General features: G+C 44.2%; 13 protein-coding genes. All 13 read right to left on the bottom strand.

Annotation, left to right across the window (positions count from 1 at the left end; translation table 11 throughout):
- Positions 1–76: 76 nt before the first annotated feature.
- Complete coding sequence (locus tag MHH46_RS15490) at positions 77–967, bottom strand: hypothetical protein (protein ID WP_036677862.1); 891 nt, start codon at positions 965–967, stop codon at positions 77–79.
- Between the two features lie 213 nt (positions 968–1,180).
- Positions 1,181–2,101 carry a metal ABC transporter substrate-binding protein gene (locus MHH46_RS15485; protein ID WP_076099247.1) on the bottom strand — a complete coding sequence of 307 codons (921 nt, stop codon included), beginning with the start codon at positions 2,099–2,101 and terminating at the stop codon, positions 1,181–1,183.
- Positions 2,098–2,940, bottom strand: coding sequence for a metal ABC transporter permease (locus tag MHH46_RS15480; RefSeq protein ID WP_036677866.1), 843 nt, complete (start codon positions 2,938–2,940; stop codon positions 2,098–2,100). The genes MHH46_RS15485 and MHH46_RS15480 overlap by 4 nt, the downstream gene beginning before the upstream one ends.
- Complete coding sequence (locus MHH46_RS15475; protein ID WP_305953683.1) at positions 2,933–3,676, bottom strand: metal ABC transporter ATP-binding protein; 744 nt, start codon at positions 3,674–3,676, stop codon at positions 2,933–2,935. The genes MHH46_RS15480 and MHH46_RS15475 overlap by 8 nt, the downstream gene beginning before the upstream one ends.
- 238 nt (positions 3,677–3,914) lie before the next feature.
- A complete protein-coding gene (locus MHH46_RS15470) occupies positions 3,915–5,717 on the bottom strand; it encodes an alpha-L-fucosidase (RefSeq protein WP_076190377.1) in 1,803 nt (600 codons plus the stop codon).
- The gene (locus MHH46_RS15465) at positions 5,711–6,877 is read right to left on the bottom strand and encodes a glycoside hydrolase family 88 protein (RefSeq protein WP_076190378.1); all 1,167 of its coding nucleotides are present in this window, start codon (positions 6,875–6,877) and stop codon (positions 5,711–5,713) included. Before MHH46_RS15465 ends, MHH46_RS15470 begins: the two co-directional genes overlap by 7 nt.
- Before the next feature lie 47 nt (positions 6,878–6,924).
- On the bottom strand, positions 6,925–7,956 hold the full coding sequence (locus tag MHH46_RS15460) for a glycoside hydrolase family protein (RefSeq protein WP_179086267.1): 1,032 nt from the start codon (positions 7,954–7,956) through the stop codon (positions 6,925–6,927).
- A gap of 16 nt (positions 7,957–7,972) precedes the next feature.
- Entirely contained in the window at positions 7,973–9,172 is a 1,200-nt protein-coding gene (locus MHH46_RS15455; protein WP_076190379.1) for a glucuronate isomerase, read from the bottom strand.
- Positions 9,173–9,231: 59 nt separating this feature from the next.
- Positions 9,232–10,794 (bottom strand): extracellular solute-binding protein, encoded by a 1,563-nt coding sequence (locus MHH46_RS15450; RefSeq protein WP_076190380.1) that lies wholly within the window; start codon positions 10,792–10,794, stop codon positions 9,232–9,234.
- A gap of 210 nt (positions 10,795–11,004) precedes the next feature.
- Positions 11,005–12,831 carry a sensor histidine kinase gene (locus MHH46_RS15445; protein ID WP_076190381.1) on the bottom strand — a complete coding sequence of 609 codons (1,827 nt, stop codon included), beginning with the start codon at positions 12,829–12,831 and terminating at the stop codon, positions 11,005–11,007.
- Positions 12,831–13,856, bottom strand: a complete 1,026-nt coding sequence (locus tag MHH46_RS15440; protein WP_076125647.1) for a response regulator — start codon at positions 13,854–13,856, stop codon at positions 12,831–12,833. Before MHH46_RS15440 ends, MHH46_RS15445 begins: the two co-directional genes overlap by 1 nt.
- 171 nt (positions 13,857–14,027) lie before the next feature.
- Positions 14,028–14,891: a carbohydrate ABC transporter permease gene (locus MHH46_RS15435; protein WP_076125649.1), complete on the bottom strand. Its 864-nt coding sequence runs from the start codon at positions 14,889–14,891 to the stop codon at positions 14,028–14,030.
- A gap of 18 nt (positions 14,892–14,909) precedes the next feature.
- On the bottom strand, positions 14,910–15,803 hold the full coding sequence (locus tag MHH46_RS15430; protein ID WP_076190487.1) for a sugar ABC transporter permease: 894 nt from the start codon (positions 15,801–15,803) through the stop codon (positions 14,910–14,912).
- Positions 15,804–15,883: the final 80 nt, after the last annotated feature.

Here is a 15,883-nt window from a genome sequence, read left to right as displayed (position 1 = left end):
ACAGGCGTCCTCATTTAAGAAGACACCTGTTTAAATTTCAGCTTCGTTTGACGAGTCATGGCAAGAAATTTGCGGGTTAACTCAACTTCTGCTGCAGTATAATTGCTAGCTCTTCTGCTGAATCCCACACAATAGGACGAATATCCTTAAGCTGTACAAAAAGTTTATCCGCCTCAATACTGTTTACGGTCCATAGTACGGGTATGTTTAAACCAAGTGCATATCCCGCTGAAAAATACACCTCTGGGGATTGCCCCGTTAAATCTGCGATAATCAGTTTGCTTTCTGCGATTTGATCCAACTCGTATTTTTCGCCGTTTTGAGTTTTCGTATGTGTTAATAAGCGCGGCAGGAAACCACACTGTTCTATTTTGGGCAATAACTTCTCCAGCCATGTTGTAGACAAATTTTCTTCATCCGACACGAGCACGAGACAAGGTTTTAGTTTTTTACCTCCAGCGCTTTCCGCAGCTTCATTCCAGCCGGTTTCAGTAAGCTTAAAGGTCATGCCTTCCCTAATTAGAAGCTGATCACTTATCAACTTGTCTATGATGTATACCAGCTCTTGCAGATTGGGAGAATACGTCAAGTTATAGCTGCTAGAGAGGGGTTGAATGACAACCGCTTCCCCCGGGCCTTCAGAATGTCTATATAAATATTGCAGTAGACGGTTTCCTTTATCTTCAATGCTGACAGGTATTTTTGGTGAATTTACAATGGACTCTAAATCATCAGCAGATATAGTGATCTTTTCATCACAATCAGTCAGCTCACGTATGTAAGCAGATACTACATGAAGCATGTCGCGTTTCTTTTGATGCGGGAGCGAATTAATGGGTTCGTAGCTGTCTCTACGTAGACTATAAAACCCGCCTGGTGAACAAGAACAGCCTATATATCTATCGTTATCGCCTTCTGGTTCAATGGAAACAATCTCATCACAGAACAAACAGTGTTTCTTAATCATGACAACTCTTCACCTCTTATTAAGTGTTAGCCTCTACCTTACCAAGATTTTTTTGAAAAGTAGACAAGAAGATATTTCCTGTAGCAGGTTATCCCAAGGCGTAAACGTATTATTTCGAGGCTCGAATGTAGATTTTATTCAATAAAAAACCGACATAAGAATCAGCTGTAAACTGAACCTTCTGTCGGTTGATATAAGCTTGGAGCCAGGCATTTAGGATTGTGATAAACCTTCTATAACTTTATCAATATTCCATTTGATCATCTTAATGTATGTGTCGCCCTCTTCGCCTTTCTTAGCTAAAGAATCGGTGAAAATCTTAGAGTGTATCGGTACTCCCGTTTCATTTGCGATAGTTTCCATTGTTTTTGGATTTACGCTAGTTTCCAGAAATAATGCAGGCACTTGATTTTCATCAATGATCTTAATTATGTTTTTCATTTGTTCAGGCGTTCCTTGACTATCCGTATTGATCTCCCAGATAAAAGCTGATTCAAATCCGTAAGCTTTGGAAAAATATTTGAATGCTCCTTCGCTGGTAACAAGGATACGTTTCTCTTGTGGAATTTTTTCGACTGCTTCTTTTGCATATTGATCCAATTCATTCAGTTTCTTAACATATTCCGATTGATTATTAAGATAAAATTCTTTGTTGTCGGGATCCTTTTCGATTACACGTTTTGTGATGATATCTACATATTTTATTGAATTCTGAATATCCAGCCAGGCATGAGGATCTACCTGTGTTTCTTTTCCTTTTTCTGTTAGGTACATCGGAGATACTTCATCTGAGACTGCAAAAGCAACATCCTTTTTATTAGTCACATCTAGAAGATCTTGAAACCACCCCTTACCTGTTTCTAGGTTCAAACCGTTATAAAACACTAAATCTGCGCTAGAAACCTTACTTGTATCCTTGGGTAATGGATCGTACATATGCGGATCTGTTCCGATGGGTACCATACTGTAAACTTCAGCTTTCTCCCCTACAATGTTTTCGGTCATATCAGCGATAATGGAGTATGTTGCAACAATCTGCAGCTTATCATGGTCTGCATCTCCTTCACTAACCTTTGAGCATGCGGTAAGAAGTACGATAAACATTGTCAAAGAGAGTATTTTTATGGTCTTCATCCTTGTTTCAACCCTTTCCTGAAAAAATTATTTTTGGGTGAGATTATAAATGAAATTCCGAACATGCTTACGCCGACCAGAACAATCGTGGCACTTGTAGGTAAATTGAATTTAAAGCTTACAATTACACCTATAATCCCTGATACAGCGCCAATTGTAGAAGCCAGGATAATCATGTGGAACAGCTTATTCGTCCAGAGATAGGATGTAGCAGCCGGAATAACCAGCATTGCAATCACAAGCACAATTCCTACTTGAGATAACGAAGATACGGTAACCACAGATAGGAGCATCATCAATAAATAATGATAGAACCCTGTTTTTAACCCATAGGCTTTGGAAACAACCGGATCAAACGAACTCATTAAAAGCTCTTTATACAGCAATGAAATGATGGCAATAACAACAATCATAATAATAAAGGATTGCATTAACTCCGACTGTGGGACGGCCAGAATATTACCAAACAGAATGTGAGTTAGATCAAGCCCGCTTTTGGCAAAAGTAATTAGGACGATACCTAGCGCAAAAAATGAGCTGAGAATAATGCCGATAGAGGTGTCACTTTTAATATTGCTGCGACTTGTAATAAATTGAATGAGAACCGCTGCTAATAGTCCAAATAGTGAAGCTCCAAGAAGAATGTTGATGCCTAAGATATAAGATAATGCCACCCCGGGTAACACCGCATGTGATAACGCATCTCCCATTAATGACATCTTTCTAAGTACAATAAAGCTTCCTAAAACCCCTGATACAATTCCAAGAATGATAGCAGATAATCCCGCGTTAAGTGCATATATCGGAATGTTTAATACTCCTGAGAAATAATCAATCATGATCTGTCACCCCCATCCCTTTGATCACCAGATTACCTAAGGAGGCACCATAGGCGCTGAGGATATTCTCTGGCGTAAAGGTGTCTTTAACGTCACCAAAAGCAATTAATTTCTTATTGAGAATGATGACTTTGTCAAAATATTCTTCGACCTCATGCAAATCGTGATGAACGATGAGTATGGTTTTCCCTTCTTCGCGAAGTTGTTTTAGCAGCTTTACAATGATTTTCTCACTGACTAAATCTATGCCTACAAAAGGTTCATCTAAAAAAAATACATTTGCTTGTTGTGCAAGTGCCCTGGCGATAAAAACTCTTTGGAGTTGTCCCCCGGACAGATTGCTGATTTGTTTATTCGCAAGATCACTTATATCCACCATCGCCATACATTCCTCGACTCTTTGCCGCTCTGTTTTTCCGGGACGCTGGAAGATTCGCAAATTTGGGTAAGTTCCAGTCAGCACTGTATCCCTTACCGTGATTGGAAAAGAAAGATCAATGTCATTCTTTTGCGGCACATATGCGATCTTCCGTTTGTACTCAGAAATATCTTTTCCCTCCACCATAACTGATCCTGTTCTCTTCTTTATCACCTCTAACAATGACTTGATGAATGTAGATTTTCCCGCACCATTTGGTCCGATAATTCCGATTGTATACCCAAAGGGGATATCAATATTTACATTTTCTAGTGCAGAATTACCGAAATAATCTACGTTTAGGTTTCTGATTTCAATCATAAAAAAACTCCTTATCTCTGTTAAGTTCATATGTAGCACTGTTCTGTTCATCCTGTTAATTTATTTCCCAATAGAAACAATGATTCCTTTGATCCAATTTGTTTCCTTAGGTAAACTTTTATTCTTATATACAATATATTTACCCGAGGGCAATATGTCAACAACATTCCTTAAATCAACAAAAAAAAGAACCCAAGTGATTTGAGTTCTTTTGCATTATTTCAATATAAAAATCTCATAGTTGCAGTAGTTTTAAACATCTAGGCTGCATCAAATAACCTCCTGTAATACCCTCTGCCTGCAATTGAATCGTATATTCTCCTGCCGTGGGGAAATACAGCTCACCTACTTGAAAGCTTTGAAAATTACTAACCCCATCAGTAGAATGAACTTTAGCTTGTAAAATTTGATCCGCTGCCTTGATGAGGTAGACTCCGCCACCACCATTCTCTCCTTCTTCGCTGCGATATTCGATACTAACCTGAAATCTTACCGGACCTAATGTCCGGACATGCCAAATTGCGGTATCCTCTCTATCCTTCCAGTCCAACAGATTATCATGGTCTTTTTTTCCTGTATCGTAACGGAGGGTTGGACCAACGATCTCACTTTCAAATACCCCTAATTCTTGTAAGGTATCTTCTCCAAATTCCAATAATCGGATTGGATTACCTTCTACAGGTTCTGCACAGACAATTGCGATGACCAGCGGCATGTTGTTAGAATTTTCGGCAAAGTTCGGTAAGCTGGGGAGTTCGACTTCCAGATCCTGCTCAGATAGCTTTGTGAAAATCAGCTCCTCCCCTCCATCTAAAGCAAATACCTTTTGAACAGCGGTCTTCAGACCGGGGACGATTAGCTTATTTCTCTTCTTAAGATCGAAAACATGCAGATATAATGTGTTTCCTTTCAAAGTGCATCTGCCCCATGACGGTTTGGCTGTGGGCGATTCTCCAGCACCGTAAATGCTATCCCCATTGGTATTTAACCAATCTCCTACATCAAGCAAAATGGATTCGGATACCGGATCCCATTCCCCTGTTGCTGTTGGGCCGATATTGATTACCAGATTTCCATTTTTACTTACAACATCGATGATCTGGCGGATGATAGTTACAGGGGATTTCCAATGGTGATCGGATCTCTTATACCCCCATGAGTCGTTTAACGTAATAATATTCTCCCAGTACTTACCAAGGTTACGAGTCGTAAGTTGATTATCAGATGTATTTGAATAATCTCCAAGTGGTGCTTTCCATACTCTGCTATTGACCAAACATTCTGGCTGAATTGCATGAACCGCCGCCAAAAACGCTTCTCCTTGCTCACGGGTCAGTTTGCCTCCGCAATCAAACCAAATTAAACCAACTTTGCCGTAGTCCGTCAGCAGCTCACGGACTTGAGGGATTGATTTGCTGTGCAAATATCGTTCAAAGCGTGTGCGTTTATCGGTATCATTTATCCACGTTTGAACGTCATCGTAAGCGCCGATATTCAGTGGATAATCCCAGGTATTCCCTTGAGAGTCTGGATCATGCCAATCCATCGCATGAGAGTAGTAAATTCCGAGTACCATTTTTTCCGCACGACATGCCTCCATTAGTTCCCGAAGGGGATCACGGCCCAATGAGGTGTGCTTGACGATCGAATATTCGGATACACTTGAGTCATACATCGCGAAGCCGTCGTGATGTTTAGCTGTAAAGATGATATATTTTAGGCCAGCACGCTTGGCAGTCCGTACCCACTTCATTGCATCAAAAGCTGATGGATTGAACGCTGCGGCCATTTCCTCATATTCAGCCACTGGGATCTTCGCGCGTAGCATAATATGCTCACTGTAAGAAGCTTGTATTTCTTTTCCCTTCCATTCACCCGCAGGCAGGGCATAAGGGCCCCAGTGAATAAACAAGCCGAGCCTGGCTTCCTGCCACCATTCCATACGCCGAGCCTGCTCGTTATCTATCGGAGTTTCGACCGACTGTATACTATACGGATCATCGAGAAGGTTTTCTGTTGTTTTTCCGTTCCTTACCATAACTGAAGAACGGCTCCGCGGAGTTTAGATACAGCCTCGACGAAGAAATAATCGCCATAGATCAGTGGCGTATCAATGTGCACACCCCCTGGAAGATTGGATGTTCCAGAAAGAATCAAACCCTCCTCTTCCGGAATGTCCCAAGTCCCATAATTCTCATAAAGTGAGCGAACGATTTGTTCTGCGGCTCGCAGGTAAAAAGAGGCTTCCGCCTGTGGTACGATCTTTGCCAGCTCAATCAAGCCACATGCCGCACATGCACCAGCAGAGGTATCACGCGGCTTTTCGCCTGCATCAGGTGCCCTGAAATCCCAGTGAGGTACATGATCCTCCGGAAGATTAGCTAAGAAGAAGTGCGCAGCTCTTTTAGCTCCCGTTAGAAACTTATTCTCTCCGGTATAGTGAAAAGACAAAGTAAGACCGTAAATCATCCATGCGCTGCCCCGTGCCCAAGCGGATTCTTCCGCATAACCTTGGCCGGCCATAGCGCCGATTTTTTCGCCTGATTCCGGGTTGAACTCCAGAATATGATAACTTGATCCATCCGGACGTAAAAAATGCTCAACTACCGTTTCCGCATGCGCAGCGGCGATATGCCGGAAACGCGGATCCTCTGTAACTTCCGATGCCCAGTATAGTAAGGGCAGATTCATTACAGTATCAATGATGGACCATCCCGCCCGGTTTATCTTCTCCGTGTCATGCCAGGCTCTGATAAATGACCCTTTCAGGTTAAAGCGGCTGGCCAGTTGAGCAGCAGCCATCAACCCGCGCTGCTTGGAGCGTTCATTACCAGTCACTCGGTAATTGGCCAAAGCTGAGAGTGTCCATATAAAACCAGCATCATGATGTACGGTAAGGGCATAAAGAGGTTCATCCAATTTCTCTTCAATTTGCTCGGCGATTTCTTGCAGCGCCGGATGATTACCTTCTGCGGCAATTTGCCACAAAATACCCGGCCAGAACCCTGCTGTCCACCACGATGGACGCATGTTGTCGTATACTCCGCTCACGGAAGCATGCGGAAAACTAACACCAATTCGCTTACTAGTCTTTTCCACTTTATTTACAATTTGTTGCCAAGCGCCATCCGCCCATTCCAGAGTAGACTCCGAAATTACCAGTCCGCGAGTTTGTTGAGTTGGTATTACTTCACTCATTTTAGTTCCTCCTGTAAACACTGATGATATTTATGAAATTTAATTTCTTAAAGCGTTGTCCGTAGTGGAATGACCATATTCCAAGTGTGCTTCGCATTTCGAAACCCTCCCGGTCCATCTGCTACTGCAGCGAATAAATGGGTAGGGACCCCTTCCTGAAATAATAGGAACGGACGTTCAAAGCTTCCCATCCACTGCTCTGTGCCGTCCTCCCAGAGTACCCGCCGGGAATACGATTGCGTTGAATCAGCCAGCTGCCAGTCGGTTCCATCCGTAGATGATGCAAATATCCCACCGTGCTTTTCTCCACATATCCGGCCATCCATATCCTTGGCGATCATTTGGTACCTGTCCGTGGTCCGCCAGATAAATGGATCTTCAATATGAGACCGCTCTGCTGGAAACAGCGGTGCGTTGTTAATTACTTTATATGGCCCTTCGTCCTTAGATGAACCGGCAATGCCAAGCGTCATCTGTCCATAGGAATTGCCCTCATATTTGCGGGCTTTATATACCAATAGCAAGGAGCCATCTTCGCGGATACAAGGAGCCGGATTGGATGTGAGAAAGCTGTCGAACCTGCCCGGACGTGTAGGCAGAATAGGTGCGTCCATCCTTATCCATGGTCCGAATACACTGTCGGCTATAGCTAAGCCAACACGTTTGTTGGCACGAGCGGCAATCACCCGATAGTCGTCAAGTTCCACTGTTTCATTAGGCTGCGGCTCAGCGAATGGATGAGAGGAACCCATATAATACAACAGATACTTATCACCATAACGAAGGATATGCGGATTATGGGTGCTTCGTCCGTCCCAGTATTCCGCTCCCCTTGCGGGTAGTACGGTTTCTTCGTACGTATAGGGTCCTTCCGCGTTATCGGCAGACGCGCGGACAATTTCTGAGCGGAGTAACCATCCCGGATGCATCGGCAGCCACTTCGGCCAACGGGATGCAAATAAATGAAAACGCCCATCCTCGCCACGCACAGCTGATCCGCACCACACCCACCAATCCTCCATGCGGAACCCTCCGTTCAAAGGAGCAGGCAACATTCGGTCCATCAATGAAAAAGTCATTTTCTCCCTCCACGGCTTATTGCTTTACATCTGTTAGTCCATAACGTTTAGCAGCACTGCCATGTAGCCATTCCGCCGCAATATTCAGCGCCTCCTCCCGGCTGATCCAGCCTTCCGCTATTTGAATTTCCAAAAAGCGCGCAAGTATTTTTTTAACGATCAGCAGCTTGCCATATGTCCATTCGATACAGCGCGCATCCGAGACAATGAGCGAACACTTGAGCGGGGCGAGTGCCTCCAACCGATACTGCATGCTCTGCAAATAGGTACTCGGTCTGAAGTTATACCACCACATCCCACCTACATGAACGTTAGGGAAATTCCATGCAGCCTGCACAATATCCAGGTTATTTAATTCTGAAGCCACCACCAGCTCAAACGGAATGGAATACCGTTCAAACAAACCATACAGTTTAACAATCCGTAGCGGATCGTTAACTGGCGCAGCCGATGTATTACACCATCTCCGTTCGACGCCGAGAAACAGCTGCAAGAACATTCCTCTTACTTGCAGTTCCGAACAGATATGATGAAGGAGCAGCATCATGATTTCATCCGGTCCAGTTACGCTACTAAGATTGTAAACATCATGAGCATTGGCTTCAAAGGCTGGCAACGTAGTCATGATTCCCGGACAGCCCATCGTCTGATATGAGTGCAACTGCTCGCTAATAAACTTTTTCGCTTGAGTATAAGCCGCTTCCCGGCTGGGATCAGAGGCATCTGCAATATTCTTTGCCAGCTCAGGCAGCCAGGAGTCAATTCGAGGAATCAGTAGAGCATTTTCTCTCATGTGTGCAAAGTTGGCATGCTCCGGACGGTTTACAATAAACCGCTGCACATGCAGACGGTCAGCTACGTTTTGCGCCCAGCCGGGATCGTTACTTTGCTGTTTAACCGTTATATCCGCTTTGAACACCGACTCTGAATCAGTGATGGAGATACCGTACAAATCTTTCATGATTGCTGTAAAAGCACGATTCATCATCGTATTACGGGAAGCGTGGTAAGCTCTAACAAAAGAGTCAGTCCGCATCTCTTTCGAAAGTTGGTCCGCATCCGCCGGATATCCTGCTGACTGAAGCTCTTGGTTCAACCAGAAATAATCGGCTATTTCCCAGAAGTCAGCCGCGTTTAGCTTATCGCCGACGAGATGGGTATGTGTATCGATTACAGGCAGACGCATGATTTCATCACACAGAGCAGTTTGACTCATTGTTCTCCCTCCTAACTGGCAGGAAGCCCTTCGAATGAAGAGGCTTCCTGTGAATCTATCTATTTCCGGCTTTGCTGATTAAGGATTCCCTCATTATTTTTGTAGCGTTCTGTTGCTTCTTTTAAGATTTCTTCGCCGCCCTTTTGCTTATATTCCTCGATGACTTTTGGGAAATCGCTAATCGGTTCTTTGCCATAAATCATTTTGACCATATGGTCTATGATCAGTTTTGGTGCCTGATCGGGACGTTTGGAGGCAAGATCAGGGAACTTGCTGAAAGACTCCAGATCAGGTACAAATCCGATGCCCCCTAAGCCTTCTTTACTCAGAGTTTCATCCAATGCTTTCAAAACATCTTTACCACCCGTAAGCAGCTCAGTTCGTTCGCGGTTGATTGTTCCGTCCCCTACCCAGCGCAGCTGTGTGCGGAATTTCTCTTCATCTTGGGCAGCCTTGTTCTCTGGCAGCTTATAATCAACTTTTCCGTCTTTTACCGTGTAATTCTCGCCTTCAATCCCAAAGCTATAGAAATTACTGGCTTCCGGGGTCTGCATCCATTCAAACATTTGGATAATCCGGGCAGCCTTTTCTTTACTGACTTTATTGTTGATATACAGTGAGGTATTGACCGAACTATACAAGCCGTATCCTTTTTGTCCATGGTCACCGGTTGGCGACGAGATAATATCCACTTTCGCTTCCGGATTGGACGCGGCGATCTGGGTCCGGAAATCCAGGAGATTCTGCGCATTAGCTGTCCAGATCCCTGCATTGCCTGCAGCAATATTTTCACCATACTGTGCCGTTTGGATTGTCGCAAAATCCTTCTGAATGAGGCCTTCGTCATACATCGTCTTGTATACGTTCAGTGCTTTTTCCATATTCTCGGAATTATAAAATTTGGGTACGATCTCTCCATTATCCTCTGTAAACTGATAGCCAAGCGCGTCATATGCACCAAATGCGATATCTGCATACTTGAAGTTCTCACGCATCTGATAAGGAGCGCTCACACCGAGTTTCTTAAAAGCGCGCAGCACATTCAAGAAATCCTCAATCGTCACAGGTACCGGAAGGCCTGTTTTCTCCAATAAATCAGTTCGGATAAAAGTGGCACGTCGAGACGGATTGCTGAGCCAAGTCGGAATGCCATATATTTTTCCGTCGTAGCTGACTTCATCCCATGCTTCCTGCGGGACAACCTTCATCAGGTTGGGCGCATTCTCCTTCAGCAGATCATCCAGCGGCATAAAAACACCAGCCTGAACCGACCCAGCCATCGATTTATCCGTAGCCCCTCCGACATTTTGAACCACATCCGGGATATCACCGCCGGCAAACATAACAGCCATTTTGGAATCAAAGTCCTTCAAAGGAATTAACTTAATGTCTAAATCGACATTCGCCCGTTTCTCTAACTCCTTGACCCACTTATCGGTGTTAATGTCTTTAGAACTTTCCGTGTAAGCGTTTCCGCTTGTGTTTAACGAAATACTAAATTTAAGCGGTTTTGATTCGCCTGCTGCATCGACGTTACCGTCCGATGTTTCATTGCTTCCGCATCCTGCGACGAGACTTGAGACAAGCGCCGTGGATAGGATCAGACTAACCCATTTTTTCATCTGGATAATCCCCCTTATTAGTATAAAAAGGTATTTGGTTTACCTGTACCCATCATAAAGCTGTATCAACAGCACTCCCATTGGGTGGATTATTGTGGGATGTGTTTTTTTGTGATCGGTTATCGTTTTAAAAAAAAGGCCATCCCCAAAAGTCCGCGGCTCGGACCTCAGGACAGCCTTTTGATCCTCGTTCTCTTCGGCGAGTAACGCCTATGCGTTAAGCACTTGATGTTCCTTCCTTCCGGAAATCGGCATTCTCATGATCATGCGTGTTCCGCATTCTGGACTGCTTTCTACGTCAACGCCGAATTCTTCTCCGAAGACAAGCTGAATCCGGCGATGAACATTTTGCACACCGATGCCGCCTGGGCTTCCTCTCCCTTCCTCCACATCGGCGAGTCGATTTTCGCTCAGTTTGAGGCGAAGTTCTTCAAGCCGCTCCGGGGTCATCCCGCTGCCATTATCCGTAATGCTGACCCAGAAGATATCGCCATCCTCTCCAGCATCAATCGTAATTGTGTGATAATCTTCAACACCATAACGAAAGGCGTGCTGGAACACATTTTCCACAAGTGGCTGTAAGGTCAAGCGAACCATTTTGCGCAGAAGCATTTCAGGCTTTATCCGCACATCGATTTCAAACGGCCTTCCGATCCGGTGATTGATAATGACCATATAATGGATGACATGCTTCAGCTCATTTGCTACGGTTATCTCTTCAAGATTGGTGCGCACCGAATAATGCAGCATGTAGGACAGGGCTCCGACGATTTCTGATATTTCATCTGAATCCTGAATTACTGCATAGCAGACCACCGTTTCGAGCGTATTGTATAAAAAATGAGGGTTGATCTGCAGCTGTAAGGATTGGAATTCGGCCTTCTGCCGCTCAGCTTCCATTTCCTTGTTCTTCAGTTCTGACTGATACACGGTGTCCACAAGCTCTGACAGGCGGGTTACCATCAGATTGTAACGAACGATAAGCCCAGTGACCTCATCCTGGCTTTTCGGAAGGGAGATTAATTCCCAATTTCCTTTTTCGGTCTGGCTCATTCCTTTCATCAGTATACGGATGGGTGTAGTAACGGACTTACCAAATCGACTTGCCAGAAACAGCGCTATCATAAATGTCAAAATCGCGACAACAATAATATAATTCCGGATGGTAATTAGCGGCTTTTGCAGCTGAGTGTCTGGGATGGATACAACCAGATGCCAACCGGAATATTCCGCATTACGGCTGATATAAGATTTTTCCACGCCCTCTGCCGAACTGCGGAACATCGCCTCTCCTGCTTGCTCAATTTGCTTGCCAAGACTATCGGGAATCAACGTCCCTACTTTGTTTTGATCGTTATGATATTGAATCCTGCCTTCGCCATCTACAATAAAAAAATAGCTTTCGGGACCAAGATCGATTCCTTTCCATAACGTAGAGAGCTCCTCTGCTTTGACTTCGATGCCTACAAATCCTTTCATCTCTGGTGACTGAAGACCGCGAATGCTGCGGATTAAGGTCAACATCGGCGTTTGATCCCCACGGATACTGTAATTGATTACATTCAACTGTCCACTGACATCTGTATGTTCTTTGAAATACCGGATCTGTCTAGCGGTGTCTTCCTGTGTAAAAGATGGCGCTGAACCGCCATTATAATAATAAAGCGCATTCCCGGAATACCCGATAATATATAGGGCTTCAATCTCGGGATTGCGAATCCATACAGGTTCAACAATAGCATCGCGAATATCGGTCGTGTAGCGGTAATTTTCATATTCCTCACGATCTGCTGATAGATCAATATATCTTTTAACTCTCAAATCCGTTAGTAGCGCCACGGTCGACCGTTGATAGGATGAAATATAGAGATTGGTATGATGAACTGCATTATTTACGATCTGAATCATTTGGTTTTCAGTGCTTGACTGCAATTGCTTGGCAGAAATGCTGTAAAAGGAAATCCCCAGCGCTGACAGGGAAAGTAAGATGACAATGGTAAAATAAAATAGCAGCTTCCGGCTGAGGGTTGCTCTCATTATTCAATGCCAAACGAAGCACGGTATTCCGAAGGTGACACACCCACGAGATTTTTAAATGTCTTCGTAAAATGAGGATAATCCTCGTAACCTACATGAATCGAGATGTCACTGATTGTCATGGTGGGTACGGCAAGAAGTCTGCGCGCTTCCTCCATTCGTCTCCGGATCCGATAGTGTACGAAGGTTTCCCCCGTCATTTTTTTGAATAATGCGCTGAAGTAGGTGCGGGCAAGTCCCACCCGTTTGGCTACTTCTTCTAACGACACATCCTCAGCCAGATGTTTATCAATGAAAGCTTTTGCTTCTTCAACCGGGTCCTTATAGTTGCCTTTGCGAGTAAGCTGCAGCTCCGCAAGTATACCGTTTATTATCGCGACAAATGCTAACATCGTTTCTTTTTTCGTATTGGCGGCTTTCACATCTCCACAGCACCGGGACGGAGGCTTCCAGCCTCGGCGTTCCAAGCGATCTACGATCATTTGCAGACAATCATTCAGCACTGCATCCATGCTAAAGACGTTCAATCCTTCAAATAAACCCGATGTTTCTCTTTCATCAAGCAGACGGTTTGTCTCATCACGTTGCAGCAGCCAGATGTGTTGTTCCAGCTGTTCGGCCCAATCCACGTATTTATGAACAGGAATAATGCTGCCTGTCATGCCGGATATCAGTTCTCTCAGCATATCATGCACATCCTGCTGGAGAACCGGCTTCAGTAAATACCGTTTAACGCCATAGGCCATTGCTCGTTGTGCATATTGAAAGTCATTGTACCCGGAAATGACTGCCACCTGGACATGACTGTAATCACGGTGAATTCGTTCACATAAATCAAGGCCATCCATCCGCTTCATGCGCAAATCTGTCAGCACTAAATGCGGTTCTACCTTTTGGATCGTTTCTAAGGCTGCTTCGCCGTCGTCGGCTGTATAAATCGCGGTGAATGAGACCGGATAACGCTGGACCATCTTCACCAATCCTTTTTGAATGACAGGCTCATCTTCTACAATCAATACTCGCACTTGTATCAAATCCCTTCCGGAATGGAATCAGAATCAGTTGTCTTGTGGTATGAAATTGATTTGAAGTTGCGACATTTGGCAACGCTTCCATTTTTGAGTTTGGATTATATCTTACCATATTTTGATAAGCAGATGGCTGTTTCTTTTAAAGGATGATGCAAGCTGATTGATTTAAGACTTAATAGATCCGATTAACATCCCTTTGATAAAATACTTTTGCAGAAACGGATACACGATAATAATCGGTATGACGGAGACGACAATAACTGCCATTTGCACACCTGCCGGAGATACCTCATTTACGTTTTCTAATAAGCTGCCCGCTTGCCCAAGGTCGTTACTCAGTACGATTTCCCGAAGCCGCAGCTGAAGTGGATAAAGCGCTCGTGTATTGATAAAATACAACGCCGATGAATAAGAATTCCAATGGGATACCGCGTAGAACAAGCCCATAGTTGCCATAACAGGTTTGGACAAAGGAAGGATGACGCTCCACATCGTGCGCAGCTCTCCCGCTCCATCCATTCGCGCGCTGTCTATCAGCTCAGTAGGCAGGGCTGAGAAAAAAGAACGCATGATGAACAGGTTATATGCACTGATGGCCGATGGGATGATTAATACCCATAAAGAGTCGATCAAGTGCAAGTTTTTGATGACCATATAGTTCGGTATGAGCGGAGCGTGAAATATCATCGTAATTAGGATTAAAATCAGAACTCCTTTGCGCATCGAATATTCGGATCTGGATAAAGGATAGGCCAGTGATGCAGTTAAAATCAGATTAATAAGCGTTCCGACAACGGTAATAAATATACTTACCATGAAAGCTCTCCAGATGGAGGTATCCCCAAGAATAACTTGATAATTCATAAGCGTCCAATCTACAGGGAATAGCTTAACCTCGCCTGCATTAATGGCATGAGTGCTGCTAAATGATTTGGCGAGCACATGCAGCAGAGGGAAGACCATCAAGCACCCGACCAGCATCAGAAATATATAGTTGAAAACGTCAAACAGGCGACCTTTATTTTTCATTTACTCTTCGACTCCTTTCTAGTAAAGTCCATCCCCTGATGCTTTTTTACTAAGCGTATTCCCGATCATGACTAGCAACAGTCCGACGACCGATTTAAAGAGGCCTATAGCTGTTGTATAGCTGTATTGCTGATCAATAAGACCCACTCGGTATATATAAGTATCGAGAATATCTCCATTGGTCTCATTAAGCGAATTGATAAATACAAACACTCGCTCAAAGCCAAAATCAAGGAAGTTACCGATATGAAGCAGGAACATAATCATGATAGTGGGCAAGATCGTCGGGATCGTTATAGATAAGGTTTGTTTCCAACGATTTGCTCCGTCAATCCGAGCCGCTTCGTACAGCTCAGGATTCACAGCAGCGAGTGCGGCTAAATAAACAATAGTTCCCCATCCACTGTCTTTCCATATGCCTGTTCCAACCAGGATGGTACGAATATACGAGTCCTCGCCCAGAAAATAAACGGAGTCGAGCCCAAAAGTATTTAAGATCTGGTTCACGATACCTGTCGTTGGGGACAAAATGCCAATCATAATCCCCCCAATAATGACCCATGAGAGAAAATGGGGCAAATAAACGACGGTCTGCAAAATCCGTTTATAGAAAGCTTTTCTCACTTCATTAAGAAGGAGGGCGAATATTATGGGAACCGGAAACGCAAAGACCATATCATATAGGCCGATCAGGATAGTATTTTCAAGAATTCTCAAAAACTCTGGATAGGTGAACATCCGCCGGAACTGATCAAGGCCAACCCACGGACTGCCTGTAAAACCTTTGAATATGTTGTAGTTTTGAAAGGCCATGATGGAACCCGCCAAGGGTAAGTATTTAAATACGATAAAAAAAATAATGCCTGGAAGTGAAATGAGATATAGCGCCTTATATTTGCGCAAATTGGTCATTCGTCTTTGGAATGGGGAAAGATCTGGCCTGCTCGCTGGCAATGCGGCTGGCACTTGTTGTGGCATAATTATCGCTCCTT

The organism is Paenibacillus sp. FSL H8-0175, assembly GCF_045040615.1.
Taxonomy (GTDB): domain Bacteria; phylum Bacillota; class Bacilli; order Paenibacillales; family Paenibacillaceae; genus Paenibacillus_AQ; species Paenibacillus_AQ odorifer.
This window is presented reverse-complemented; position numbering and strand designations above follow the sequence as displayed.